Origin of the sequence: Streptomyces cinereoruber, assembly GCF_009299385.1 — a bacterium.
GTDB lineage: Bacteria > Actinomycetota > Actinomycetes > Streptomycetales > Streptomycetaceae > Streptomyces > Streptomyces bikiniensis.
In genome coordinates, this window is sequence record NZ_CP023693.1 from 4,431,725 (window position 1) to 4,454,039 (window position 22,315).

The 22,315-nt window shown below is 73.1% G+C and carries 25 protein-coding genes; 10 read left to right on the top strand and 15 right to left on the bottom strand.

The genetic code is table 11. The annotated features are described in order from the left end of the window. Positions 1–35: 35 nt before the first annotated feature. Entirely contained in the window at positions 36–1,337 is a 1,302-nt protein-coding gene (locus tag CP977_RS20015) for an ABC transporter substrate-binding protein (RefSeq protein ID WP_062752970.1), read from the bottom strand. Positions 1,338–1,625: 288 nt separating this feature from the next. Here CP977_RS20015 and CP977_RS20020 point away from each other — a divergent pair, with 288 nt between their 5' ends. Both CP977_RS20020 and purU read left to right on the top strand, forming a co-directional pair. Then, positions 1,626–2,069: an SCO4402 family protein gene (locus tag CP977_RS20020; RefSeq protein ID WP_062752968.1), complete on the top strand. Its 444-nt coding sequence runs from the start codon at positions 1,626–1,628 to the stop codon at positions 2,067–2,069. 59 nt (positions 2,070–2,128) lie between these two features. Continuing rightward, a complete protein-coding gene (gene purU / locus CP977_RS20025; protein WP_062756933.1) occupies positions 2,129–2,980 on the top strand; it encodes a formyltetrahydrofolate deformylase in 852 nt (283 codons plus the stop codon). Between the two features lie 4 nt (positions 2,981–2,984). Here purU and CP977_RS20030 read toward each other — a convergent pair whose 3' ends face one another. Further along, entirely contained in the window at positions 2,985–4,241 is a 1,257-nt protein-coding gene (locus CP977_RS20030) for a maleylpyruvate isomerase N-terminal domain-containing protein (RefSeq protein WP_152370598.1), read from the bottom strand. Then, positions 4,238–4,819 carry a sigma-70 family RNA polymerase sigma factor gene (locus tag CP977_RS20035; RefSeq protein ID WP_062752966.1) on the bottom strand — a complete coding sequence of 194 codons (582 nt, stop codon included), beginning with the start codon at positions 4,817–4,819 and terminating at the stop codon, positions 4,238–4,240. Before CP977_RS20035 ends, CP977_RS20030 begins: the two co-directional genes overlap by 4 nt. A gap of 538 nt (positions 4,820–5,357) precedes the next feature. Between CP977_RS20035 and CP977_RS20045 the strand changes: the two genes are divergently transcribed. Continuing rightward, a complete protein-coding gene (locus tag CP977_RS20045; RefSeq protein WP_062752964.1) occupies positions 5,358–5,849 on the top strand; it encodes an ATP-binding protein in 492 nt (163 codons plus the stop codon). A 188-nt stretch (positions 5,850–6,037) separates the two neighbouring features. On the opposite strand, the gene CP977_RS20050 is transcribed toward CP977_RS20045, so the two are convergent. After that, a complete protein-coding gene (locus CP977_RS20050; RefSeq protein ID WP_208420921.1) occupies positions 6,038–7,039 on the bottom strand; it encodes a GlxA family transcriptional regulator in 1,002 nt (333 codons plus the stop codon). Between the two features lie 147 nt (positions 7,040–7,186). On the opposite strand from CP977_RS20050, the gene CP977_RS20055 reads away from it, so the two are divergent. Further along, positions 7,187–8,395, top strand: coding sequence for an MFS transporter (locus CP977_RS20055; protein WP_079131298.1), 1,209 nt, complete (start codon positions 7,187–7,189; stop codon positions 8,393–8,395). Here the strand turns inward: CP977_RS20055 and CP977_RS20060 are convergent. Continuing rightward, entirely contained in the window at positions 8,373–8,780 is a 408-nt protein-coding gene (locus tag CP977_RS20060) for a hypothetical protein (RefSeq protein ID WP_062752960.1), read from the bottom strand. The genes CP977_RS20055 and CP977_RS20060 overlap by 23 nt on opposite strands. Before the next feature lie 65 nt (positions 8,781–8,845). Between CP977_RS20060 and CP977_RS20065 the strand changes: the two genes are divergently transcribed. Together CP977_RS20065 and CP977_RS20070 are read left to right on the top strand one after the other, a co-directional pair. Then, complete coding sequence (locus tag CP977_RS20065) at positions 8,846–9,445, top strand: TetR/AcrR family transcriptional regulator (RefSeq protein WP_152371606.1); 600 nt, start codon at positions 8,846–8,848, stop codon at positions 9,443–9,445. 92 nt (positions 9,446–9,537) lie between these two features. Continuing rightward, on the top strand, positions 9,538–10,845 hold the full coding sequence (locus CP977_RS20070; RefSeq protein ID WP_229991408.1) for an MFS transporter: 1,308 nt from the start codon (positions 9,538–9,540) through the stop codon (positions 10,843–10,845). Between the two features lie 26 nt (positions 10,846–10,871). Here the strand turns inward: CP977_RS20070 and catA are convergent, their stop codons facing one another. The 4 genes from catA to CP977_RS20090 all read right to left on the bottom strand — a co-directional run bounded on the left by catA (position 10,872) and on the right by CP977_RS20090 (position 15,936). After that, positions 10,872–11,543 (bottom strand): type A chloramphenicol O-acetyltransferase, encoded by a 672-nt coding sequence (gene catA / locus CP977_RS20075; RefSeq protein WP_062752953.1) that lies wholly within the window; start codon positions 11,541–11,543, stop codon positions 10,872–10,874. Between the two features lie 212 nt (positions 11,544–11,755). Further along, a complete protein-coding gene (locus tag CP977_RS20080) occupies positions 11,756–13,084 on the bottom strand; it encodes a flavin-containing monooxygenase (protein WP_152370601.1) in 1,329 nt (442 codons plus the stop codon). A 90-nt stretch (positions 13,085–13,174) separates the two neighbouring features. Further along, the gene (locus CP977_RS20085) at positions 13,175–15,064 is read right to left on the bottom strand and encodes a serine/threonine-protein kinase (RefSeq protein ID WP_229991407.1); all 1,890 of its coding nucleotides are present in this window, start codon (positions 15,062–15,064) and stop codon (positions 13,175–13,177) included. A 314-nt stretch (positions 15,065–15,378) separates the two neighbouring features. Next, a complete protein-coding gene (locus tag CP977_RS20090; RefSeq protein WP_183953219.1) occupies positions 15,379–15,936 on the bottom strand; it encodes a TetR/AcrR family transcriptional regulator in 558 nt (185 codons plus the stop codon). A gap of 64 nt (positions 15,937–16,000) precedes the next feature. On the opposite strand from CP977_RS20090, the gene CP977_RS20095 reads away from it, so the two are divergent. Next, the gene (locus CP977_RS20095) at positions 16,001–16,375 is read left to right on the top strand and encodes a hypothetical protein (RefSeq protein WP_062752949.1); all 375 of its coding nucleotides are present in this window, start codon (positions 16,001–16,003) and stop codon (positions 16,373–16,375) included. 13 nt (positions 16,376–16,388) lie between these two features. On the opposite strand, the gene CP977_RS20100 is transcribed toward CP977_RS20095, so the two are convergent. From CP977_RS20100 to CP977_RS20110, 3 genes are read right to left on the bottom strand one after another with little or no spacing between them, the layout of a single operon-like run. Then, positions 16,389–17,015, bottom strand: coding sequence for an HAD family hydrolase (locus CP977_RS20100; protein WP_152370603.1), 627 nt, complete (start codon positions 17,013–17,015; stop codon positions 16,389–16,391). Then, positions 17,012–17,248 (bottom strand): DUF397 domain-containing protein, encoded by a 237-nt coding sequence (locus CP977_RS20105; protein WP_109185590.1) that lies wholly within the window; start codon positions 17,246–17,248, stop codon positions 17,012–17,014. The genes CP977_RS20100 and CP977_RS20105 overlap by 4 nt, the downstream gene beginning before the upstream one ends. A 5-nt stretch (positions 17,249–17,253) precedes the next feature. Then, entirely contained in the window at positions 17,254–18,117 is an 864-nt protein-coding gene (locus CP977_RS20110; RefSeq protein ID WP_109185131.1) for a helix-turn-helix domain-containing protein, read from the bottom strand. A gap of 90 nt (positions 18,118–18,207) precedes the next feature. Between CP977_RS20110 and CP977_RS20115 the strand changes: the two genes are divergently transcribed. Beyond that, positions 18,208–18,618 (top strand): ATP-binding protein, encoded by a 411-nt coding sequence (locus CP977_RS20115; protein WP_109185132.1) that lies wholly within the window; start codon positions 18,208–18,210, stop codon positions 18,616–18,618. Between the two features lie 9 nt (positions 18,619–18,627). Here the strand turns inward: CP977_RS20115 and CP977_RS20120 are convergent, their stop codons facing one another. Both CP977_RS20120 and CP977_RS20125 read right to left on the bottom strand, forming a co-directional pair. Further along, complete coding sequence (locus tag CP977_RS20120) at positions 18,628–19,137, bottom strand: mycothiol transferase (protein WP_109185133.1); 510 nt, start codon at positions 19,135–19,137, stop codon at positions 18,628–18,630. Positions 19,138–19,171: 34 nt separating this feature from the next. Beyond that, complete coding sequence (locus CP977_RS20125) at positions 19,172–19,570, bottom strand: DnaJ family domain-containing protein (RefSeq protein ID WP_062752937.1); 399 nt, start codon at positions 19,568–19,570, stop codon at positions 19,172–19,174. A gap of 164 nt (positions 19,571–19,734) precedes the next feature. Here CP977_RS20125 and CP977_RS20130 point away from each other — a divergent pair, with 164 nt between their 5' ends. Then, the gene (locus CP977_RS20130) at positions 19,735–20,568 is read left to right on the top strand and encodes a M23 family metallopeptidase (protein WP_152370604.1); all 834 of its coding nucleotides are present in this window, start codon (positions 19,735–19,737) and stop codon (positions 20,566–20,568) included. A 130-nt stretch (positions 20,569–20,698) separates the two neighbouring features. Here the strand turns inward: CP977_RS20130 and CP977_RS20135 are convergent, their stop codons facing one another. Then, a complete protein-coding gene (locus CP977_RS20135; RefSeq protein ID WP_030208785.1) occupies positions 20,699–20,902 on the bottom strand; it encodes a cold-shock protein in 204 nt (67 codons plus the stop codon). Between the two features lie 260 nt (positions 20,903–21,162). On the opposite strand from CP977_RS20135, the gene CP977_RS20145 reads away from it, so the two are divergent. Continuing rightward, positions 21,163–22,032, top strand: a complete 870-nt coding sequence (locus CP977_RS20145; protein WP_152370606.1) for a menaquinone biosynthetic enzyme MqnA/MqnD family protein — start codon at positions 21,163–21,165, stop codon at positions 22,030–22,032. Positions 22,033–22,315 lie beyond the last annotated feature (283 nt).

Here is a 22,315-nt window from a genome sequence, read left to right on the forward strand (position 1 = left end):
GGCGGATCAGTGCCGGACCGGCCCCGGCGGGAGGATCAGGTCACGGAGAGGAGCGTCTCGCCCACGTCGACGAAGCCGGGCTTCTGCGCCACCAGCTGGCCCTGGCGCACCACCTGGAAGGTCACCTGGTGGTTGACGATCCGGGGGAAGCCGGAGGCGCCGAGCAGGTCCGCGTACTTCCAGCGCAGGGCGGGGGTGAGGCCGCCGGTGTCGATCCGCTCGCCCCGGTCGAGGGCGTGGGCGATCTCCGTGGCCGTGATCCGGTCCCGGTCCAGGGCCTCCACGACCTGCTTGAGGACCGTGTAGGCGATCCAGGTGGTCTGGACGCCCGTGTCGGCCGGATCGACCCGGTTGTCGACGAACGCGTGCTCCTGGATGACCTTCCGCATCGGCGCCCAGCTCTTGTCGTTCGCCTCCGGGTACCAGCCGGTGACGAACGCCCCCTCGAAGGGGCTGTGGGAGCCGCCGGTGCGGTCGATCACGGGCTGGTCGACGCTGCCGAGGACCGAGGAGATGCGGACGTGCCCGCCCTTCCCGTCCTGCCCGCCCTTCCCGTCCTGTCCGCTCCCGCCGCGCCGCTTCTCCTCCGGCAGCCGGCGGAAGGAGTCGAAGAAGGTCTGGGTGCGCTCGCCGAGCACGGCGGTCACGCAGCCGCCCGCGCCCTTCGCCCCGGACCTGGCCCGGCCCGCCTGCCGGGTGTACTCGGCGGCGTCCTCGGCGGCCGGGATGTCGAGGGCGCCGCCGTGCTTCGCCCGGCGCAGGCCGGAGTCGAGCAGGGCGGGCAGCCGGTCCCCGCCGACGGTGTCGGGCCGGACGAGGGCGACCTTCTCGCAGACGCCGGCGAGCTGCATGCCGTGCCCGGCGACGAGGGACGCCTGCCCTCCGTTGACGGGGTACGAGAGCGGGCTGGTGAACTCGTCGTCGGTGACGCCGTAGCCGCCGACGTACGGGATGCCGGCCGCTTCGAGGGCGTTCATGAAGTCGCGCCCGTGCTGGCTGTACGAGCCGACGACGGCGACCGCCTTCTGGTCGATGGCCTGACGGGCGCAGTCGGCGGCGCCCTCGGAGGTGTTGCGCTCGTTGCAGGTGAGGACGCGCAGTTCGTGGCCGTCGATGCCGCCCGAGGAGTTCACCCAGCGGGCGAAGGCCTGCGCCATGGCGGGCATGCCGGGCATGTTGGTGGCCTTGGTCCGGTCGGGGGCCCAGGTCATCACGGTGAGGGGCTCCCGGGAGCCTCCCACGGCCCCGGGGAGCGCACCGCATCCGGTGAGCAGCGACGCTCCGGCCGCCGTGGCCGTGACGTACGCGAGGAGTGAGGTCAGTCGCCTGCCGGTCATGGACACGCACATTTCCGCCCCAGGGGTAACGCGGGAGTGAGCACGGGTCGACGGTGGGTGACGGGAGGGTGAATTGCGGGGGTCGGCCGGGGGCGGCTCCACCGTCCGGGCAGGGGAACGTACGATCGAAACGTGTCCAGTCCCGCCATTGACCCCGCCACCGGCCCCGCCCCGGATCCGGGCCCCGGCCCGCACGCCGGCCGGGCCCCCGGTTCGTCCCCCGGTTCGTCCCCCGGTCCGGTCACCGGTTCGGGGAACCCTTCCCGTCGCGGCCGTCGCTCCTCCACCATGGGCGGCATGCCGCTCAACGACATGCCGTGGTGGCGCTGGCGCAGCAACGTGCGCTCGGCGCTGCACATGCTCTCCGACCCCGTGTTCCACGAGACGACCTGGCTGGCCGGCCGGGAGGGGTACGGCGACGTCACCGACGCCGTCTACCGCCTGGTCGAGGACACCTGGCTCGACAACTGGTCCGCCGAGAAGTACGTCGGCGCGATCTTCCGGGACTCCGGCGAGGCCGCCCTCGTCGACGTCGCCGTCCTGCGGGTGCTGCGCATCCTGCACCAGGTCGGCCCCGACGCGCCCGTCTCCGCCTACCTGGAGCACCAGGGCTGGCCGGAGGCCGTACGGGCCGCCCGCGAGGCCCACGTGCGCCTCGCGCTCGCCGACGGCGAGGACCCCGACACGCCCCCGCGCTCCCTCGACGTGCTCCGTATCATGACGCGGTCCTGAACCGTTCCGCCTGCCGGACGGTGCGCCTCGCCCCCGGCCGGGTGTGGCAGGCTGACGGGATGACCGACCAGTACGTCCTCACCCTCTCGTGCCCCGACAAGCAGGGCATCGTGCACGCCGTGTCGAGCTACCTCTTCATCACGGGATGCAACATCGAGGACAGCCAGCAGTTCGGGGACCGGGACACCGGGCTCTTCTTCATGCGGGTCCACTTCTCGGCCGAGGCGCCCGTGGACGTGGAGAAGCTGCGGGCCAGCTTCGCGGCGGTCGGCGACGCCTTCGGCATGGAGTGGCGGATCGACCGGGCCGACCAGCGCATGCGGGTCGTGCTCATGGTGTCGAAGTTCGGGCACTGCCTGAACGACCTCCTTTTCCGCTCCCGGATCGGGGCGCTGCCGGTGGAGATCGTGGCCGTCGTCTCCAACCACACGGACTTCGAGGAGCTGGTCGGCTCGTACGGGATCCCGTTCCGGCACATCCCCGTCACCAAGGACACCAAGGCGGAGGCCGAGGAGCGGCTGCTCGACCTCGTGCGCGAGGAGGACGTCGAGCTGGTCGTCCTCGCCCGCTACATGCAGGTCCTCTCCGACGACCTCTGCAAGCGGCTCTCCGGCCGGATCATCAACATCCACCACTCCTTCCTGCCGAGCTTCAAGGGCGCCAAGCCCTACCACCAGGCGCACGCCCGGGGCGTGAAGCTGATCGGCGCGACCGCCCACTACGTGACGGCGGACCTCGACGAGGGCCCGATCATCGAGCAGGAGGTCGAGCGCGTCGGCCACGAGGTGACCCCGGACCAGCTCGTCGCGATCGGCCGCGACGTCGAGTGCCAGGCGCTCGCCCGTGCGGTCAAGTGGCACGCGGAGCACCGCATCCTGCTCAACGGCAGCCGCACGGTCGTCTTCGCCTAGATCTTCACAGGTGGCTGAGGGAAGCCGCCGCGGCCAGGACGTCGCGGATCGCCTCGCGGTCCCCGTCCTGGCCCGCCGCCGCTTCCTCCGGGGAGACGCGGCCCGCCACGAGCTGGCAGAACTCGACGCCCTCCATGGCGACCTGCGCCACCGCCTGGTCCGGGTCGCCGACCGCGGCCGGGGAGTCGAGGGCGATGTACCAGTGGCCGCCGCCCGCGCCCTCCACCTCCAGGTGCAGCGAGCGGCCCGGCGCGCCCGCCGCGACCAGCTGCCGGGCGGGCGCGGCGAGACCGCTGCGGCGCCGGCCGGCCAGGGCCGCCGGGAGCAGCCGCGTCGCCAGGTCGATCATCTCGTGCAGATGGGCGCCGCAGGGCGGGTCGTACGGGTACGCCACCGCGTGCGCGATGTCGTCCGCGTGCAGCCAGCACTCGAAGGCCCGCTCCAGGAGCGAGTCCCGCAGCGGCAGCGCGAAGTCCTTGTAGGTGACCGTGAGGTCGGCCACCCCGCGCCCGGCGAAGGAGACGGTACGGATCAGGGCGTGGCTCTGGTCCCGCCAGGGCTCCCGCAGGGCCCGGCCCGGCGGCCGCTCCAGGCCCGACCAGAACGCCTCGGTCCGCTCGGACGGCGACAGCTCGGGCGTGCCGGCGCCCAGCGGGTCGTCGAGCCCGAGGGCCCCGGCCACCAGGCCGTCCACGGCGAAGAGGTGGCCGATGACCCCGGCGACGGTCGCCTTGCGGCGCACCTGCCGGTCCTCCTCGTACCACTTGAGCCGCACCGGCGCGTGCCACTCGGACTCGCCGATGTCCCGGAGCAGCGCGTCGAGCCGGGCGGTCTCCGCGTCGTACGGCGTGACCCAGCCGGGGATCGGGATGCGGGCGGGGCGGCGGCCCAGGCAGTTCTCCAGGACGCGGGAGCGCAGCAGCGGGTCGAGGTCCAGGTCGCGGTCGCGGTGGAGCAGGGCGACGGCGTCGCGCAGCCGCAGCGCCTCGTCGGCGCACGGGCCGCACTCGGTGAGGTGCGCCTCGACGGCCGCGGTCTCCCCGGCGGAGCACGCCGAGAGCGCCCAGGCCCCGAGGAGGGACTTGAGCACGCCGTGGGAGAGGACGGGCACGTCCGGCTCCCGCTCCTCCACCGGCTCTTCCTCTTCCCTCTCGTTCGGGGGCCTTCCCGTCAGGTCCGCGTGGTCGTCCGCCGACCGGCGGGGGCCCGGTATGCGGGGCGCCTGCGCGACGCCGTCCGCGTCGTCGTCCGCCCCGGTCACGGCGTCCGTCCGGGGCCGGGCGGGGAGGTCCCTTCGAGCGGCCGGGTGTTCGCCGTGGAGAGCAGCTGGAGGCCGAGCCGGAGGCGCCGGCGCGCCTCGTCCTCGGTGACCCCGAGGTCGGCGGCGGTCTGGCGGTAGTCCCGCCGCTGGAAGTAGGCGAGTTCGAGCGCGGCCCGCAGCGGCGCGGGCATCGACGTCACGATGTAGTCGGCGCGGGCCGCGATCGAGGCCCGGCGCACCTTCTGCTCCAGCTCCTCGGCGGAGCCGACGCCCGTCTCCGCGTACGCCGTGGCCTCCGCGAGCCGCAGCCGGTGCACGGCCTGCCGCTGGGCGAGCCGGGCCACCCACGCGCGCATGTTCCCCTGCCGGGGGTCGTACGCGTCGGGGTTCTCCCAGATGTAGCCGAAGACCTCGCGGGTGATCTGGTCGGCCGCCGCGTCGTCGTCGAGGACCCGGTGCGCCAGGCTGTGCACCAGCGCGGCGAACCGGTCGTACAGCTCCCCGAGGGCAGCGGCCTCCCCGCGCGCCAGCCGCTGCTGCATCCTGCGGTCCCAGCGCGGTGGTGTGTCCTTCGCCATCCGACCCTCCACCCGTGCCGACCTTCCGGTTCTCCTCCAAAGTAATGCGCCGTCCCGACGGCGCACCCCCGTTTGCCGCAAGTGCGCCCTTGACGGAGGTCCGGGTGGTAAGGGAAGCACGGCCCCGCGGGCGGCCGTCCGCCGGCTCCGCCGGGTGACGGAACGTCGATACCGGGTCGTGCCCCGCGGGCGGGGCCGTCACGGCCCGGAGTCGGCCCCCGGCTCCGGTACGCTCCGTGGGATGCGAGTGCACGTTGACCCGGATCGTCCCGGTGTCGCCCCTGCGGTGACTCCGTGTCCCGGAATGCGCCCCGCTCGCGCCCCCGGGAGGCGCCCCGCGCGCTCCTGTTCGACTCCCCGCAGCGCGCGTCGCACAGTATGGACCATGCGTACTCCTTCGCGCTGGAATATGCCCGAAGCGCTTGTTGCGGTGACTGTACGTCAACCATGCTGTCTCGCAAGGGAATCACGTTCCGTAAGGGCGTCGACGGCTGTGAGGCGCGAGGCGATGTGTCCGCCGGTTCGGGTGGTGTGAACGGTGCAGGTGCTTCAGGTTCAGTTGGAGGTCGGGCCGGACCCGGCCGAGGTGGGGCGGGCCCGGAGGTGGGCCCGGTCACGGCTCGCCGGTTCGGGCATAGGGGAGGACGAGCCGCTGGCGGAGACGCTGGTGCTGCTCATCTCCGAGCTCGTGACCAACGCCGTGGTGCACACGGGCTGCCCGGCCGTGCTGCGGATGCTGTTCGCGGCGGAGGGCGGGGTGCGGGTCGAGGTGGCCGACGCGAGCGACCGCCCGCCGAAGCCCCGGCGCGCGGAGGGCGACGACACCAACGGGCGCGGCCTGGAGCTGGTGGACGGCCTCGCGGACCGGTGGGGCTGGCAGCCCGAGGGCCTCGGCAAGAGCATCTGGTGCGAGGTGGACCGGGCGGCTCCGGTGGCACCCGCGCCCGTGGGGGCCCCGGGGGTCGCCGTGGCACAGGGTGGCCCTGTGGCGCCCGGGGTTCCGGTGACGCCCGGACGGGTGCCCTGTTGACGGTTCGTGCCGTTTTGCCCACCCTGGGGTGAGCGATTCGCGGCGAGGGGAGCCGAGGGCCGTAGGGGCCCTCGGCATTGCGGGTCGCGGCCGGGCGGCGGCGGGTCCGTGCCGTGCTCGGGGCGCGCGCGAGCGCGCCGCCGCCCGGCTGCCGAACCTTTTGGCGCGACCTTTCGGCGCGCGTGCGTTCAGCCCCCGGACACGCTCTCCGTCCCCGTCACGCGGAACGTGCGCCGGTACGAGGTGGGGGTCACCCCGATCGCGCTCATCAGGTGCGTCCGCAGCGACTGGGCCGTGCCGAAGCCGGCGTCCCGCGCGACCCGGTCGACGGGCAGGTCGGTGGACTCCAGGAGGTGCCGGGCGCGTTCGACGCGCTGCTGGACGAGCCACTGGCCGGGGCTGACGCCGACCTCGTCGCGGAACCGGCGGGTGAACGTCCGTACGCTCATCGCCTCCTTCTCCGCCAGGTCCCGCAGCTGGATCGGCTCGTGGAGGTGGGCCAGCGCCCAGGCGCGGGCCGCCGTCGTGGTGTGCGTCCCGGCCTGCGGCACGGGCCGCGCGATGTACTGGGCCTGGCCGCCGTCCCGGTGCGGCGGCACGACCGTCCTGCGGGCCACCTCGTTGGCGACGCCCGTCCCGTGGTCGCGGCGCACCAGGTGCAGGCACAGGTCGATCCCGGCGGCCACGCCCGCCGAGGTCAGGACGTCGCCGTCGTCCACGAAGAGGACGTCCGCGTCGACCCGCACCTTCGGGAAGAGGCGCTGGAAGTGCTCGGCGGAGGACCAGTGGGTGGTGGCCGGGCGCCCGTCGAGGAAACCCGCGGCGGCGAGCACGTACCCGCCGGTGCAGATCGAGACCAGCCGGGTGCCGGGCCGGATGTGCGCGAGGGCGGCGGCCAGTTCGGCGGGCAGCCTGCCCTCCTCGTAGACCGGGCCGAGTTCGTACGAGGCGGGCACCACGACCGTGTCGGCGGTGGCGAGGGCCTCCGGGCCGTGCTCCACCTGGATGGCGAAGTCGGCGTCGGTGCGGACCGGGCCCGGGGCCGTCGCACAGGTGACGATCTCGTACAGGCGCCGCCCCCCGGAGTCCCGGGCGAGGCCGAAGATGCGGTGCGGGATGCCCAGTTCGAAGGGGAGGAGGCCGGGCAGGGCGAGAACGGCGACGCGGTGCGGCGACGGCGGCACGGGCAGTCTCCTTCCGGAGGGTGGCGGCGAAAATCGATGGTGGTCCAGACCATTTTCCGGTAGCTGTTCTTGACCGTGACGGACAACACGTACGACAGCGCGCGCGGCCCCGCCCGCAAGGACACCACGTACAAGACCGAAGCCCTCGAACGGATTCCCGTCCCGGACCGGCCGCCCGCCCTCTGGAACCGTAACTTCCGGCTCTTCTTCGTCGCCCGGGGGGCCGCCGTCTTCGGCGAGGGCATGGTTCCCGTCGCCTACGCCGCCGGACTCCTCGGCGCCGGGCACCCCGGCTCCGCCGTCGGCTACGCGCTCGGGAGCTGGACCGCCGCCTTCGCGCTCTTCGTGCTCTTCGGCGGCGTCCTCGCCGACCGGTTCACCGCCCGGCGCATGATGGTCCTCGCGGACCTGCTGCGGCTGCCCGGCGCCGCCGTCCTCGCCGTCACCTTCGCGCTCGGCAGTCCACCCCTGTGGGTGGTGTACGTCCTCTCCGTCACCGGCGGCATCGGCGCCGCCCTCTTCCAGCCGGGCGTCGCCTCCACGATCCCGCGCATCGCCCCCGACGTGCAGCGCGCCAACGCCGTCCTGCGGGTCGCCGAGGCCCTGACGACCATGGCGGGCCCGGCCGCCGCGGGCCTGCTCGTCGCCGTCTGGAACGCGGGCGCCGCCTTCGCCGTCAACGGCGCCACCTTCGCGGTCAGCGCCCTCTGCCTCGCCCTGATGCGGCTCGCCCCGCTCCCCTCCGACACGATGGAGCGCGACTCCCTGCGCGCCGAACTCGTCGGCGGCTGGCGCGAGTTCCGCTCCCGCAGCTGGCTCTGGGGGGTCATATCCATCTGGACGGTGTACGGCCTGACGGTCGCCGGGCCCATGGTGCCGCTCACCGCGAGCCTGGTCACCGGCGACCACGGGCCGGCCGCGTACGGCGTCCTGATGGCCGTCAACGGGGCCGGGAGCGCGGCCGGCGGGCTGCTCGCCCTCCGGCTGCGCCCGGGCCGTCCCCTCGCGTGGGGCGCGGTCGCCCTCCTCGGCCTCCCCGTGAACCTCGCCCTCCTCGGCCTGGGTGCGCCCGTGGAGCTGCTCGGCGCGGGCCAGTTCATCGCCGGGGCGGCCTTCGCGTACTGGCTGGTGATGTGGTCCACCGCCGTCCAGACGCACGTCCCGCAGGAGGCCCTGAACCGGATGCACGCCTACGACGTGGCCGGATCGCTCCTCATGATGGGCGTCGGCCGCACCCTCTCGGGCCCGGTCGCGGCGGCGGTCGGCACGGAACAGGTCCTCCTCGTGGGCACGGGCATCGCCGTCCTCGTGGTGGCCGCGCTCCTCGCCGTACGCCCGATCAGGACGCTGCCGAGGGTGTGAGGCGCGCGGGGGCGGCGCGCGCCAGGAGCGCGGCGAACAGGAGGGGCGCGACCGCCTGGTAGCCGATCCAGACCTCGCCCCCGGCGGTGCCGCCCCGTGCCGCCACCAGGACGCCGACGAGGGTCGCGAGCGCCCAGGCGGTGTCGTATCCGACCATCAGGCGGACGCAGGTGCGGGCCGGGCGCACGCGCGCGTACCCGAGTTCGGCCCCGCCGCAGGCGAGGAGCGACGCGCCGGAGACGACGAGCAGCCAGAGCGGCGCGCCGAGCGACCGGGAGAGCGGGGCGGCGCCGAGGGCGAAGGCGGCGCCGAGCAGCACCTTGAAGCCGCCGTCGGCGACGATGCCGACGGCGGTGGCTCCGGTGGCGGGGGCATGACGGTCCATGGGTCCTCCTCGTACGGGCGTCCTCATTCTCGTAACTCGATTACTGTAATAATGAAGTTATGCGAATGACGAGGGCCGAGGCGAAGGAACGCAACCGACGGGCTTTGCTGGACGCGGCGTTCCACGTGGTCTCCCGGGACGGGCACCGGGCCGCGCTGGCCGAGATCACCGAGCGGGCCGGGCTGACCACCGGCGCCGTCTACTCGCTCTTCGGCAGCAAGAACGGCCTGGTCGTCGCCCTGGTGACCGACCGTCTGGAGCCGCACTACGAGGAGATCGAGCGGGCGGTGCCCGTCGGCGCGGACCTGCTCGAAGCGGTCGACGCGCTCGCCCGCCACCAGCGGCGCGACTGCGACGCCCCCGGCGCCCGCGCCGCCGTCGCGCTCCAGATCACCCTGCTCGACATGGCCCTGCGCGACCCGGAGCTGGGCGAGCGGTTCGCCGCGTCCGTCCGGGCGCACGAGGAGCGCCTGATCGCCCTGCTCTCCGGGCGGGCCCACCGGGGCGGCACGGTCGGGCCGGAGCGGGCCCGGCGCCTCGCGGTCGCGCTCCGGGCCCTGTTCGTCGGCCTCGGCCAGGGCGTGGCCCTCGGCCTCGCGGAGGACGCGGACGAGGAGCACTGGGCGGAGGCGGCGCGGGCGCTCGCGGACGGCGCGCACGACTGAGCCGTCCCCGGCCGCCGGGGTGGCCCGATCCGTTGGAAAGCTGTCGTCCGGGCCAATGGCCGGGAGCGGGGCCGGCCGGGATGCTCGGTGACATGGCTCAGACAACCGAGACCCCCGCCCGCACCCCCGAGGACGGGCCGGCCCGCACCCCCCGCGTCCACCGCGCCTGGTTCGTCGCGGCGGTCACCTTCGTCACGATCATCGGTGCCGCGGCCTTCGCCTCCCTGCCCGGCCTCCTGATCGAGCCGCTGCACGCCGAACTCGACTGGTCGCGCGGCACGATCGGGTTCGCGGTCTCGGTGAACCTCGCCCTCTACGGCCTGACCGCCCCCTTCGCCGCCGCGCTCATGGACCGCTTCGGCATCCGCCGGGTCGTCGCCGTCGCCCTCTCCGTCATCGCGCTCGGCGCGCTCCTCACCGTGTGGATGACCGCCCCCTGGCAGCTCGTCCTCTACTGGGGGATCCTCGTCGGCCTCGGCAGCGGCTCCATGGCCCTCGCCTTCGCCGCGACCGTCACCAACCGCTGGTTCGTCGCCCGGCGCGGCCTGGTGACCGGCGTCCTCACCGCCGCCGGCGCCTCCGGCCAGCTGATCTTCCTGCCGCTGCTCTCCTGGCTGGTCGAGCACCACGGCTGGCGGCCCGCCTCCGTGACCGTGGCCCTCTCCGCGCTCGCCGTCGTCCCGTTCGTCTGGCTGCTGCTCCGCGACCACCCGGCGGACGTCGGACTCGCCCCGTACGGCGGGAAGTACGAGGCGAAGCCCGCCCCCGTGACGGGCGCCGCCCGCCGGGCCGTCACCGTCCTGTTCAAGGCGGCCCGCACCGGCCCCTTCTGGCTCCTCGCCGGCTCCTTCGCGATCTGCGGGGCCTCCACCAACGGCCTGATCCGCACCCACTTCGTGCCCGCCGCCCACGACCACGGCATGCCGATCACGGCGGCGGCCGGACTGCTCGCCGTCATCGGGGTCTTCGACGTCGTCGGCACGGTCGCCTCCGGCTGGTTCACCGACCGCTTCTCCGCCCGCCGCCTCCTCGCGGTGTACTACGCGCTGCGCGGGATCTCGCTCTGCTTCCTGCCGATCCTGCTCGCGCCGTCCGTGCACCCGCCGATGCTGTTCTTCATCGTCTTCTACGGCCTGGACTGGGTGGCCACCGTCCCGCCCACGATGGCCCTGTGCCGCGAGCACTTCGGCGTCGACTCGGCGATCGTCTTCGGCTGGGTCCTCGCCTCCCACCAGGTCGGCGCGGCCGTCGTCGCCTTCGCGGGCGGCCTGGCCCGCGACGCCTTCGGCACCTACGACGTCGTCTGGTACGCCTCGGGCGCGCTGTGCGCGGCGGCGGCCCTGATGGCCCTGGTCATCAGCCGCCCCCGGCCGGGGGCGGGGCTTCCGGCGGGGGCGTGACGTCCCCGCTCCAGCCCCTCCTCACATCACAGCCAGCTCGGATCCGCGACGAGGGCCTGCAACTCGTTGACGAGCCGGGCCGAGTGGAACCCGTCCGCGGCGGCGTGGTGCACCTGCACGGCCAGGGGGAGCAGGGTCCGGCCGTCCCGCTCGGTGTAGCGGCCGAGGGTGAAGATCGGCGCGAGGTGGTCCCAGCCGTTGCCTCCGATGTTGAGGTTGAACCCGGTGAAGGATGTCCACGGAAGACTCGACACGTCGAACGCGTTGGCCGGCGGCGCGCCCTGCGGGAAGAAGTCGGTGGCGCGACCGTGCTCCGCGAGCAGCGGGGCGGCCGCGTCGTGGAACGCGCCGAAGTCGGGGTCGTGGGCGGCCCACACGCACGCGAACGTCTCGCGCTCCGGGTTGAACACCGTGAAGGCGGGATGCACGACGGGCCAGACCGCCGGCTCGCCCGACGCGGTGAGGCACATCCTGAACTCGTCGTGCCGGTTGACGACCGTGGAGAGCGCCCAGACCTGCGCGATGTACGACTTGCGCGGCGACCGGCGCAGGGCCGCGGCGAACGCGGTGACGTCCAGCTCCACCGTCATCGCGTACGTGCACGGGACGAGCCGGCGGTAGTGCTCGAAGTGCTGTCGGCGCGGCCACGTGTCGAGGTCGATCGGGGTGGGGGAGGAGGTGGGGGCGGGGGCGTCCATCCGCGCATCATGTCAGCGGTCGGGGGGCGCCCCCAACCGGTTTGGGGGGCGGCCGGTCCGGGCGAGGGTCTACCCCGCCCAGGACAGGGGTCTGCCCCGTTTCGGTGACGGGTCTGCCTCGCCCAGGGCGGAGGCCTGCTCCGGTCTGGACGGACGCCTGCCCAGGGCGACGGCCCGCCCCGGCCGGGACGGCTGCCGTCGCGGGAGAGGCCTCAGGCGCGCTCGGCCTTCGGGGCCTTCGAGGTCTTCGCGGGAGTCGCTGCCTCCGGCGCCTCCAGGGCTTCCGTGACCTCCGAGGCCTTCGGGACCTCCGGGGCTTCCGTGACCTTCGAGGCATCCGAGGCTTTCGAGCCCTTGGCGGCCTTCGCGTCCTTCGCCGCCCGCGCGCCCCGGCGCGCGATCGCCCGCGCGATCTTCTCCGCGTCGATCGCCAGCTCCCGGAACATCCCGCTGATCGGGTTCGTGAAGCCCGTGAAGTACAGGCCCGGGGCCTCGCGCGGGCAGCGGGCCCCGTGGACCACCGGGCGGCCCCGCTCGTCCAGGACGCCCAGGTCGCCCACCAGGGGCTCCAGGGCACGGCGGTAGCCGGTCGCCGCGACGACCGCGTCCGGGGCGATCCGGGAGCCGTCCGCGAGCAGCACCTCGCCGCCCTCGAAGCCCTCGACGGCCGCGACGATCTCGACCTTTCCGGACCGCACCGCGTCGACCAGGCCCACGTCCTGCACCGGGATCGCCCCCTGCCGCTGGCGGGTGGCGAGACCGGTGTCCGGCCGGGGCAGCCCGTGCGCCGTGAGGTCGGGCGCGGCGAAGCGGGCCATCACCGCCCCCAGCCGGTCGACCACGGGCACCGGCAGCCGCCGCACCAGGATGCCGGTGCGCTGGGCCGGCCACCCGGCCGTCGTGCGCCGCACGATGTGCGGGACCGTCCGCACCGCGAGCCGCACCCGCTGCGCGCCGCCCCCGGCGAGGTCGGCCGCGATCTCGGCGCCGGTGTTCCCGGCGCCCACGACCAGGACGTCCTTCCCGGCGTACGGCTCCGGACTGCGGTACGCGCGCGCGTGGCTCAACTCGCCCTCGTACGCGTCCAGACCGGGCCACGCGGGCAGGCTCGGGGTGTGGTTGAAGCCGGTGGCCACGACGACCGCGCCGCCGACGAGCCGGCGCCCGCCGGTCGCGTGCAGGACCCAGTCCCCGCCGGACCGCTCGATGCCGTGGACCTCGACGCCGGTCACCACCTCCAGCTCGTGGTGCTCCGCGTACTTCTCCAGGTAGCGGACCACGTCGGCGCGGGCGACCCAGCGTCCGAACGAGCGGGGCATCTTCAGGCCCGGGAGCGCGGAGAGCCGCCGGGTGGTGTGCAGCCGCAGCCGGTCGTAGTGGGCGCGCCAGGAGGCGCCGACGGCATCGGACTTCTCCAGGACGACCGCCCGGACGCCCCGCCCGCGCAGGGCGGCGGCGACCGCGAGCCCGCCGGGCCCGCCGCCTATGACGTAGACGGGGTGGGCGGGGTGGACGGGCGGTTCGTGGGGGGTGGTGACCATGAATGCTGAGCGTAATGACGCGTACACGTAGTGGGTCTCGACCGGGCGGGGTTTCGGTTGCGAATCGGTATACACGCGTGCGCGTGCCGACTACAGGGCCCCGATGTTCCGCCAGAGCTGGGTGTTGCCGGCGCCGCAGGCGTACATCCTCGGGAACGGCGGTCCGCCCGTCAGGCACAGCCCGCTGCCCACGTTCTTGAAGGATCTCCCGGAGGAGGTCGTGGTGTGGATCCTCCACGACTGGCTGCCGGAACCGTTGCAGGCGGCGATCGTCATGCTGGGGTTCCCGTTGGGGTCGAGGCACTGGCCGCTCTTCTTGTTGACCAGCCGGAAGGTGCCGTCCCCGTTGCTCCGGTAGATCCAGCTGTACGAGATGGTGCCGCTGCTGGGCGCGGAGCCGCAGGTGGAGGTGTTGGCGAAGGTGCCGTACCCCGGCCTGGACTCGGCCAGGCAGTTCCCGTCGGAGGCGTTCTCCAGGGAGTACGTCCCCGAGGGCACCGAACCGCCACCGCCACCGCCGGTCGTCGGCTGCGGGGCAGGCTTCTGGGTCGTCGGCTGAGGGACGGGCGGACGGGTCGTCTTCGTACCGCCGGAGGGGGAGGTGGGGACCGCACCCTCACCACCGGACCCGGAGCCCGACCCACCCGGCAGAGCACCACCGCCGCCCCCGCCCCCGCCGTCACCCGGCGGCGGAACGGCCCCCGGCGGCTGCTGCCCGGACGGCGCCCCCGACGACGGCGACGGCGTAGACGTAGACGCCGAAGGAACCGGAGACGTGCCCGACGGCCCGCCCGCCGGAGGCACCGCCGCCGGCTGCGAGGCCACGGCGGACGGCGGGGCGGAGTCCTGCGGGGCCGCGCCGAGCCGTCCGACCTCGTACGGCCCGAGGGCCACGGTCAGGGTGGTGCCGGTCGCCACGACGACGGGCACGGCGAGCATGACGAAACGATTCCGCCTCTTCTCCGGCCGCCCCGCGACCCCGGCGGCGGTCAGGGCGAGCGCGTCCGGCGAGGCCGTCGCGGGCTCCTTCCCGGCCTGTGGGGTGAGCGAGGCCGTCGGAACGTCCTCGGCGGGGTCGGCCGCCTCGAGCTCCGCGAGCTGTTCGGCGGTCGGCGCCCCGGCCGCGAAGGCCGCCCGCTCGCCGATCCGCGCGGCGACGACCTCCGGCCACGCGGCCCCGGCCGCCCCCTCCTCGGTGAGTTCCACCAGCTCGGCGGCGGTCGGCCGGTCCGCCGGATCCTTGGAGAGACACTTCTTCACGAGCTCCGCGAGCGCGGGATCGGCCTCGGCGAGGCCCCCGAAGTCGGGCTCACCGTGCACGACGCGGTACAGCAGGTCGGGACCGGAACCGTCACCGAACGGCGGCCGCCCGTTCGCCGCGTACAGCAGCAGGCTGCCGAGGGCGAAGACGTCGGCGGCACCCGTCAGGACCGTTTGCGCGACGGCCTGTTCGGGGGCCATGTAGGCGGGGGTGCCGATGACCATGCCGGTCCGGGTCAGCCGGCTCTGGTCGGCGGCGCGGGCGACGCCGAAGTCGATGAGGGAGAGCCCGTCGCCGGTCAGCATCACGTTGGACGGCTTGAGGTCCCGGTGCACCATGTCGGCGCCGTGCACGACCCGGAGCCCCGTCGCCGCGCCCCGGAGGAGCCGCCACAGGGCCCCGCCGGACAGCGGACCGGCGTTGAGCCGGATCGCCTCGTTGAGGGTGATGCCCGGGATGAACTCGGTCGCGAACCACGGGGGCTTGGACGTGCGGTCGCTCGCGAGCAGCTTGGTGTTGGCGCCGCCGGGCAGGCGCGCCAGGTTGTCCAGCTCGTGCCCGAAGTGGCTCAGGAAGTCCGCGTCCTCGGCGAGGATCGGCAGCACCCGCTTCACGGCGGCGAACTTCCCGGGCACGGCACCGAGGTAGACCCGCCCCATGCCACCGGACCCGAGCACGCCGAGCAGCCTGAAGGCCCCGATCTTCCGAGGATCCTCCACGGCCAACGGCATGGCACCGCTGCCGTCCAGACGTCCCGAACTAGAGCGTTTTTCCAGTTCCCCCTGCATGGGGCACACCCTAGCCGAGCCGAACGCCCACCTGAATGCCCGCCAACTGCTCATTGCTGTAATGCAGTTGAAGGAACAATGAAAGAGCGATGAAGGACCCGGCGACGACCGCGTCAGGCCGTCCCGACGGGACGCTCGGCGCTGATCGGCAAGGCGGCGGCGCGCGCGGATCGCGGCCGGTTCGGGAAGAGGCGCCGACGACCGCCCGTCACGAGGCGGACCCCGCTCCGTACGGGAGCCGGGTCCTAACCGGACCGGACCGGAAGCCCGCGCAGCAAGGTTTCGAGGAACACTTCGAACGACGGCTCCCCGGGTTCGTTCCCGGCCGCCCCCAGCCACCGCACCACCCCGAACCCGAACACCTGCCAGCTCAGCTCGGCGTCCGTCTCCCCCGCGCCGGCCGCCCTGAACGCCGTGACGACCCGCTCCCGCAGTCGCCCGAACGACTCCGGATGGTGCCGGTGGGGGCGGGCGACATGAGCCGCGTACCCGGGTACGGCCAGGAACTCGTCCCGCATCGAACGCGCGAGCCGCGCGAGCCACTCCCGCCAGTCGTCGGCCCCCGGCTCCCCCTCGGGCAGCAGCCGCTCGACCATGACCTCGCTCACCAGATCCAGCACGCCGTCCCGATCGGGCACCCACCGGTACAGCGACGAGTGCGACACGCCGAGACGGGACGCCAGCTCCCGCATGGTGAGCGTCTCCACGTCACCTCGCAGCGCGGCCTCGACGATCAGCTCGCGACTGAGGCGCGCGGGCCGTCCGGGCCGGTTTCCGGTCGTCTTCTTCACCTTCGTGGTCATCACGGCAAGGCTATGCCGACCTTATTAGTGACCGGCGGTCGCTAATTTCCCCTACAGTCGCCCCATGGACATACGAGAGACGCGCGGGACGACGGTTCACGAGATCGACGCGACCGGTCTGCCCACGCCCGAAGCCCAGGACCTGATCCTGCGCGAGCTGCGCACCCTCACCGAACGGGCCGCCCCCTTCGCCGCCGTCCTCCTCATGCCCGCACCGGAGGAACGCCCCGCCGGCGCCCCCGCCACCGACCGCATCCGCGCCCTCAAGGAACTCCGCCCCGGCCTGACGGTCCACTGCCGCGGCCTCGCCTTCGTGGCACCGGCCGACATCCCGGAGGAACGGGCCAGGGCCCTCCACAGCAGCGACAGCCTCTGGGGCTGTCCGACGACCGCCACCCAGGACGCGGAGGCGGCACGCACCTGGGTGCGGAGCCGGTGACCCGGACCCCGGCTCAGGCCCCCAGCGCCGCCAGGACGTGCGGGGCCGCCTCCGACAGGGTCGGGAAGTGGCGGTGGGCCTCCGGGTGCGGGGCCGGGACGTTGACCGTCCAGACCGTCATCCCGGCGTCGAGCCCCGCCCGTACGCCCGAGGGCGCGTCCTCGATCACCAGGCAGTCCGCCGGGTCCGCGCCCAGCTTCTCGGCGGCGGTCAGGTACGGGACGGGCGACGGCTTCCCCTCCGCCACCGAGGCCGCGTCCACGATCAGCCCCGGCAGCGGCAGCCCGGTCCGCTCGAACCGCCCCCGCACCCGGTGCTCGTAGTTCGACGTCACCAGCGCCCACCGGTCCGCCGGGAGCGCGCCCAGCAGCCCGGCCGCCCCGTCGAAGGCCGTGTACGTCCCCGTCCGCACGTCCTCGTCCTCAAGGGCGTGCAGGAGCGCGAGGCACGCGGCCGGGTCCTCGGCCGGTACGACCGCCGCGAAGGTCTCGACGGGGCGGGTGCGCAGCGCGACCGCGTACACCTCGTCCCCATCGAGCCCGTACCGCCCGGCCCACTCGTGCCAGACGCGGCGCTGGTTGGCGACGGCGTCCATGAGGGTGCCGTCCACGTCGAAGAGTACGAACTTCTTACTGGTCACACGGCAGAGGCTACGTCCACGAACGCCGCCCAGGCCGCCGGGCCCACGGCGAGCTGGGGGCCGTGCGGGACCTTGGAGTCACGGACGTGGACGGTGGTGGGGTGGGCGGCGACCTCGACGCAGTTGCCGCCCTCGGGGCCGCTGTAGCTGGACTTGCGCCAGTCGTAGGCGATCTCGATGCACTCGCCGCCCTCGGAGCTGCTGTAGCTGCTCTTGAACCAGGCCAGTTCCATGGTGTTCACCGTTCTCCCAGCAGTTTCTCGATCCAGTCCAGGGACTCGCGGGGGGTGAGTGCCTGCGCCCGGATGATCCCATAGCGCTCGGTGTAGGCGCGTACCTCCTCCGGATCGGTGATCAGCCGGGAGTGCCCGTAGATCTCGGTGTACGCGACCTCCCGCCGCCCCCTTGCGGTGAGCAGGGTGAAGGCGCCGTCCAAGTACGGGTGTTCGTCCTTGTCCTGCGGCATGATCTGGAGCTCGACCGTGCGCCGCCGGGCCACTTCGAGGATGCGCAGCAACTGCTCGCGGTGCACCTTCGGACCGCCGAACGGCCGGAGGAGGACGGCCGCCTCCAGGACGAAACTGACCGTCGGGGCGGGCCACTGGTCGAGCAGCACCTGCCGCGAGATCCGGTCCGCCACCCGCTTCTCGATGGTGGCCTCGTCCAGCATGGGGCGACGGTGCTCGAACAGCGAGCGCGCGTACGCGGGTGTTTGGAGAACACCAGGTACCGCCTGCACTGCGTAGTAGTGCAGCGCGACCGCCTTCGCCTCCTCATGGGCGAAGTCCCGGAACCAGTCGGGGTGTCGTACCCGCGCCCGCGCCAGCGCCTTCCGTACGTCGTCCGCCGCAACCGCCAGCACTCCGTCCGCCTTCACCAACGGATCCACCCGCACCAGGAAGTCCGGCTGCGGAGTCCGTACCCCCCGTTCCACCGAGGAGATCAGGTCCTCGCTGCAATGGGCCAGGTCGGACAGTTCCGCCTGGCTCAGGCCCGCATTGCGGCGCAGGACTTTCAGAATCTTGCCCAGCGCCTGGAAAAGGTGCGCCGTACCGTCCACCTCGGAGGGCCGTTCCGGCCTCTCCTCCTCGTTCCCCGACATCCGTACCGCCTTCTTGGCGTGCCCGTACCGTTACGCAGCGTCGTCGCGTCGCTGCTGGTCAGCGTAGGGGCGGCGGGTCAGTCTCGGGGCATGAAGTCAGAAACCACCACCCCGACCGGTGAGTTCACGCTGCGGCTCTCGGCGACGCGCCGGGGCGCGCGCCTGGCGCGTCTGCTGGGCGCGCAGCAGCTCCGGGACTGGGGCGTGACCGGCCCGGCGACCGAGGCCGCCGAACTGGTCCTGGCCGAGCTGGCCAACAACGCGGCCCTGCACGGGCGGGTGCCCGGGAGGGACTTCGAGGTGCGGATGGAGAGGGGCGACGGGCACGTACGGATCGAGTTGTCCGACGCGCGCGGCGAGCGCCGGCCGTTACCGTCCGCGACGCCCGACGAGGGCGGCTACGGGCTGCTGCTCGTCGCCGCCCTCGCCACGGCGTGGGGCGTGAAGGAGCGGGAGGTCGGCAAGACGGTCTGGGCGACCGTGCGGCTCACGCCCCGGTGACGGGAGCCGTCACCGCCCCCGCTCCACCACGCCCCGTACGTACGCCGCCTGCCCCGCGTGCTGGAGGTCGTCCGCGATCACCGACACGAGTCGGACGCCGAGGGTGACCGGCGGGTCCCAGGCGGTGTCGACCACCCGGTCCAGGTCCGCGTTCGTGACCGCCCCGACCAGCTCCGCCGTCCGGTCGTGCACGGCGTCGTGGTAGCCGAGGAGGAGGTCGGAGGCGGCCCGGACCCGCCCCGTCTGCGCGGGCGTCTGGCCGTACCCGGTGGCCTCCTCCGGGAAGGGCAGGCCGAAGCGGTCCGCCCAGCCCTCGGTGGTCCACAGCTGCTCCGTGCCGAAGGCGCCCGCCAGGTGGTCGTCCTGGATGCGGGTGAGGTGCCAGACGAGCCAGGCGATCGAGTTCGCCTCCGGATCGATCCGGGCGGCCAGCTCGTCCTCCGAAAGGCCCTCCACGGCCCCGTGGACGGCCTCGCGCACCCGGCCGAACGAGTCGACCAGCAGACCGGCGCTGTTCATACGGACTCCTTGCGTGTGCCTGGTATCGGAGGGATCAGGAACGGGCCGCCCGCCACCGTTCCACCGTCGCCTCCACGTCGAAGGGCTTCAGGTTCAGCGGCGGCCCGGGCGGCGGGCGCAGCAGGGCCTCGGCGATCTTCGTGTTGACCTCGCCCAGGATCCGGCGGACCTGGCTCTCCGAGACCGCCCCGGCCACCGCCGCCTCCGCGTCCTCGGCCTCCTTGCGCAGGGCGAGCGCCGGCGGCAGCACGGACGCGCCCTCGCGGTGCATCTTCCCCTTGATCCACCACAGCTCGTCGTACGGCGCCGTGTCGTCGGGGAGGGGCTTCCCGAAGCCCGGCAGACTCCGGAACTCCCCCCGTTCCGCCGCCTCGCGGATCTGCTTGTCCACGAACGACTCGAAGCTGACTCCCGGCGGCTTGCGTTCGGTCATGTGTCCAGACTACGTAACCGGTCCTGCGCGAGTGTGGTCCACGCGGTCTACTGCGACACGCGATCTTGCGGCACCCTGAGGTCCGTTCAACGCGCGTCGACCCCTGTCCCACCGAGCCCCACCACGCCCCACCGCCCCCGCCACCCCCACGTACCGGAGGACGCATGCGTGCACGGATCACCCCGCTCGGCACCCTGCTCGCGCTCGTCGCGGGCCTGCTCACCGCGCTCGTCACCACGACCCCCGCCCAGGCCGCGCCGGTCTTCAAGGCACCCTTCGCCTGCGGCCAGAAATGGACCTACAGCCACCACTCTGCCGAGGTCCGCCAGGCCCTCGACTTCGTCCGCTCCGACGGCGGCGGCACCGCCGGGGCCCCGGTCCTCGCCTCGGCGTCCGGCACCGCCTACCGCTACTCCCAGCCGTCCGGCGCCGGGAACTACGTCGTGATCGAGCACGGCGGCGGCTGGAAGACGTACTACTTCCACCTCAACGCCTACTCGGTCGCCCACGGCGCCGCCGTCTCCCAGGGCCAGCAGATCGGCACCACCGGCTCCACCGGCAACAGCTCCGGCGCCCACATCCACTACGAGCAGCTCTACAACGGCGTCGGCCAGCCCATCAGGATCAACGGCACCTCCCTCGCCCCCTACCCCGGCTCCTACGGCTCCCGGCACCTGACCAGCGACAACGGCTGCTCCGGTGGGGGCGGGAAGTACTGGGTCGACACCTTCGCCAACGCCGTCGGCTACGCCCAGGCCAACACCGGCGACGCCCAGGGCGTGCTGAACGCCGGCACGAACTACGTCTACTGCAAGGTCTGGGGCCAGGAGATCCGCGACGCCTCCGGCAACTACAACCACTGGTGGCTGCGGACCGACCTCGACACGGTGTACGCCGGGAAGAACGGGCGGGGCGCGTACGTCTCCGCCTACTACCTGTCCCGCTGGGGCAACGACGAGGCGCGGGACAACAACGGGACCGTGATCCCGAACTGCTGACCCCGAAGGGGACGGGTCCCGAAAGGGGACAGGCCCCGGAAAAGGGCAGGAGCCCCGCTCGTGCCGTGCGGCACGGAGCGGGGCTCCTTGGGTACTGCTCTAGTCGTGCGCTATCGCCGACCCGGGCAACTTAGGCCGGGGTGACGTTCTCCGCCTGCGGGCCCTTCGGGCCCTGCGTGACGTCGAAGGTCACGAGCTGGTTCTCCTCGAGCGAACGGAAGCCGTTCGCGTTGATCGCGGAGTAGTGGACGAAGACATCCGGGCCGCCGCCGTCCTGGGCGATGAAGCCGAAGCCCTTTTCAGCGTTGAACCACTTGACGGTTCCGGTAGCCATAAGCCCTCCTTGGGCCAAAGGGTTGCCCTGCTCCAGAACCTGCAAACAAGTCTGAAAACTACAAAAGCCTGCGGGTCACATGCTCCGCAGGCTCTGTACTGCAAGGGAAACCAAACTGCAACTTGCGTCGAGCGTAGCACGCAGAACGCTTCGGAGGGTAGAGGGAAAGATCACGTCACCCGAGTGTTTGAACGTCTCTTCCGTGCTGACGCGCGTGCCCCGGCGATGCCCGGTCCGTGAGACGGGTCTAGCCTCACGATGTGGACAAAGCAACCGACGACCAGCGCAGCCGGCCCCGCGTCGGACACATCCAGTTCCTGAACTGCCTCCCCCTCTACTGGGGCCTGGCGCGCACGGGGACGCTCCTGGACCTGGAGCTCACCAAGGACACCCCCGAGAAGCTCAGCGAGCGGCTCGTCCGGGGCGACCTGGACATCGGCCCCGTCACCCTCGTCGAGTTCCTCCGCAACGCGGACGACCTGGTCGCCCTCCCGGACATCGCCGTCGGCTGCGACGGACCGGTGATGTCCTGCGTGATCGTGTCCCAGCGGCCCCTGGAGGAGCTCGACGGCGCGCGCGTGGCGCTCGGCTCCACCTCCCGCACCTCCGTACGGCTCGCCCAGCTGCTCCTGTCCGAGCGGTACGGCGTGTCGCCCGACTACTACACCTGCCCGCCGGACCTCGGCGTGATGATGCAGGAGGCCGAGGCGGCCGTCCTCATCGGCGACGCCGCGCTCCGGGCCTCGCTCCACGACGCGCCCCGGCTCGGGCTCCAGGTCCACGACCTGGGCCTGATGTGGAAGGAGTGGACGGGCCTGCCGTTCGTCTTCGCCGTCTGGGCGGCACGGAAGGACTACCTGGCGCGCGAGCCGGAGACCGTCCACGAGGTCCACCAGGCGTTCCTGGCCTCGCGCGACCTCTCCCTCGAAGAGGTCGCCAAGGTCGCCGAGCAGGCGGCCCGCTGGGAGGCCTTCGACGCCGAACTCCTGGAGCGGTACTTCCGCACCCTCGACTTCCGCTTCGGGCCCGAACAACTCGCGGGAGCCCGCGAGTTCGCCCGCCGCACCGGCCCCACGACCGGTTTTCCGGCGGACGTCGCGGTGGAACTCCTGGAGCCCTCGCGCGGCTGACTGCACGGGCCCGGTAGCGGTTCCGGTACGGGCCCGGGACGGGCGCCCGTGAATTCACACGAATGTAATTCCGATCGTGTTCCCGGTCGTGTCCCGGCCGCATTCCGGACGCCCGAAAGGTGAGAACGGTTTCCCGCCCGTTCACCCGATCGTTCATCCTTCGGGATCCCGGATGCCGGTAATTCACCGGAATGGCCGGGCAGCTTCCCGGTGGCTCCCCGCCCGCTCCCCGCCGGAGGCGGCCCGGACCCCTGGCGTACGCTGGTTCGGTCTGTCAGTACCC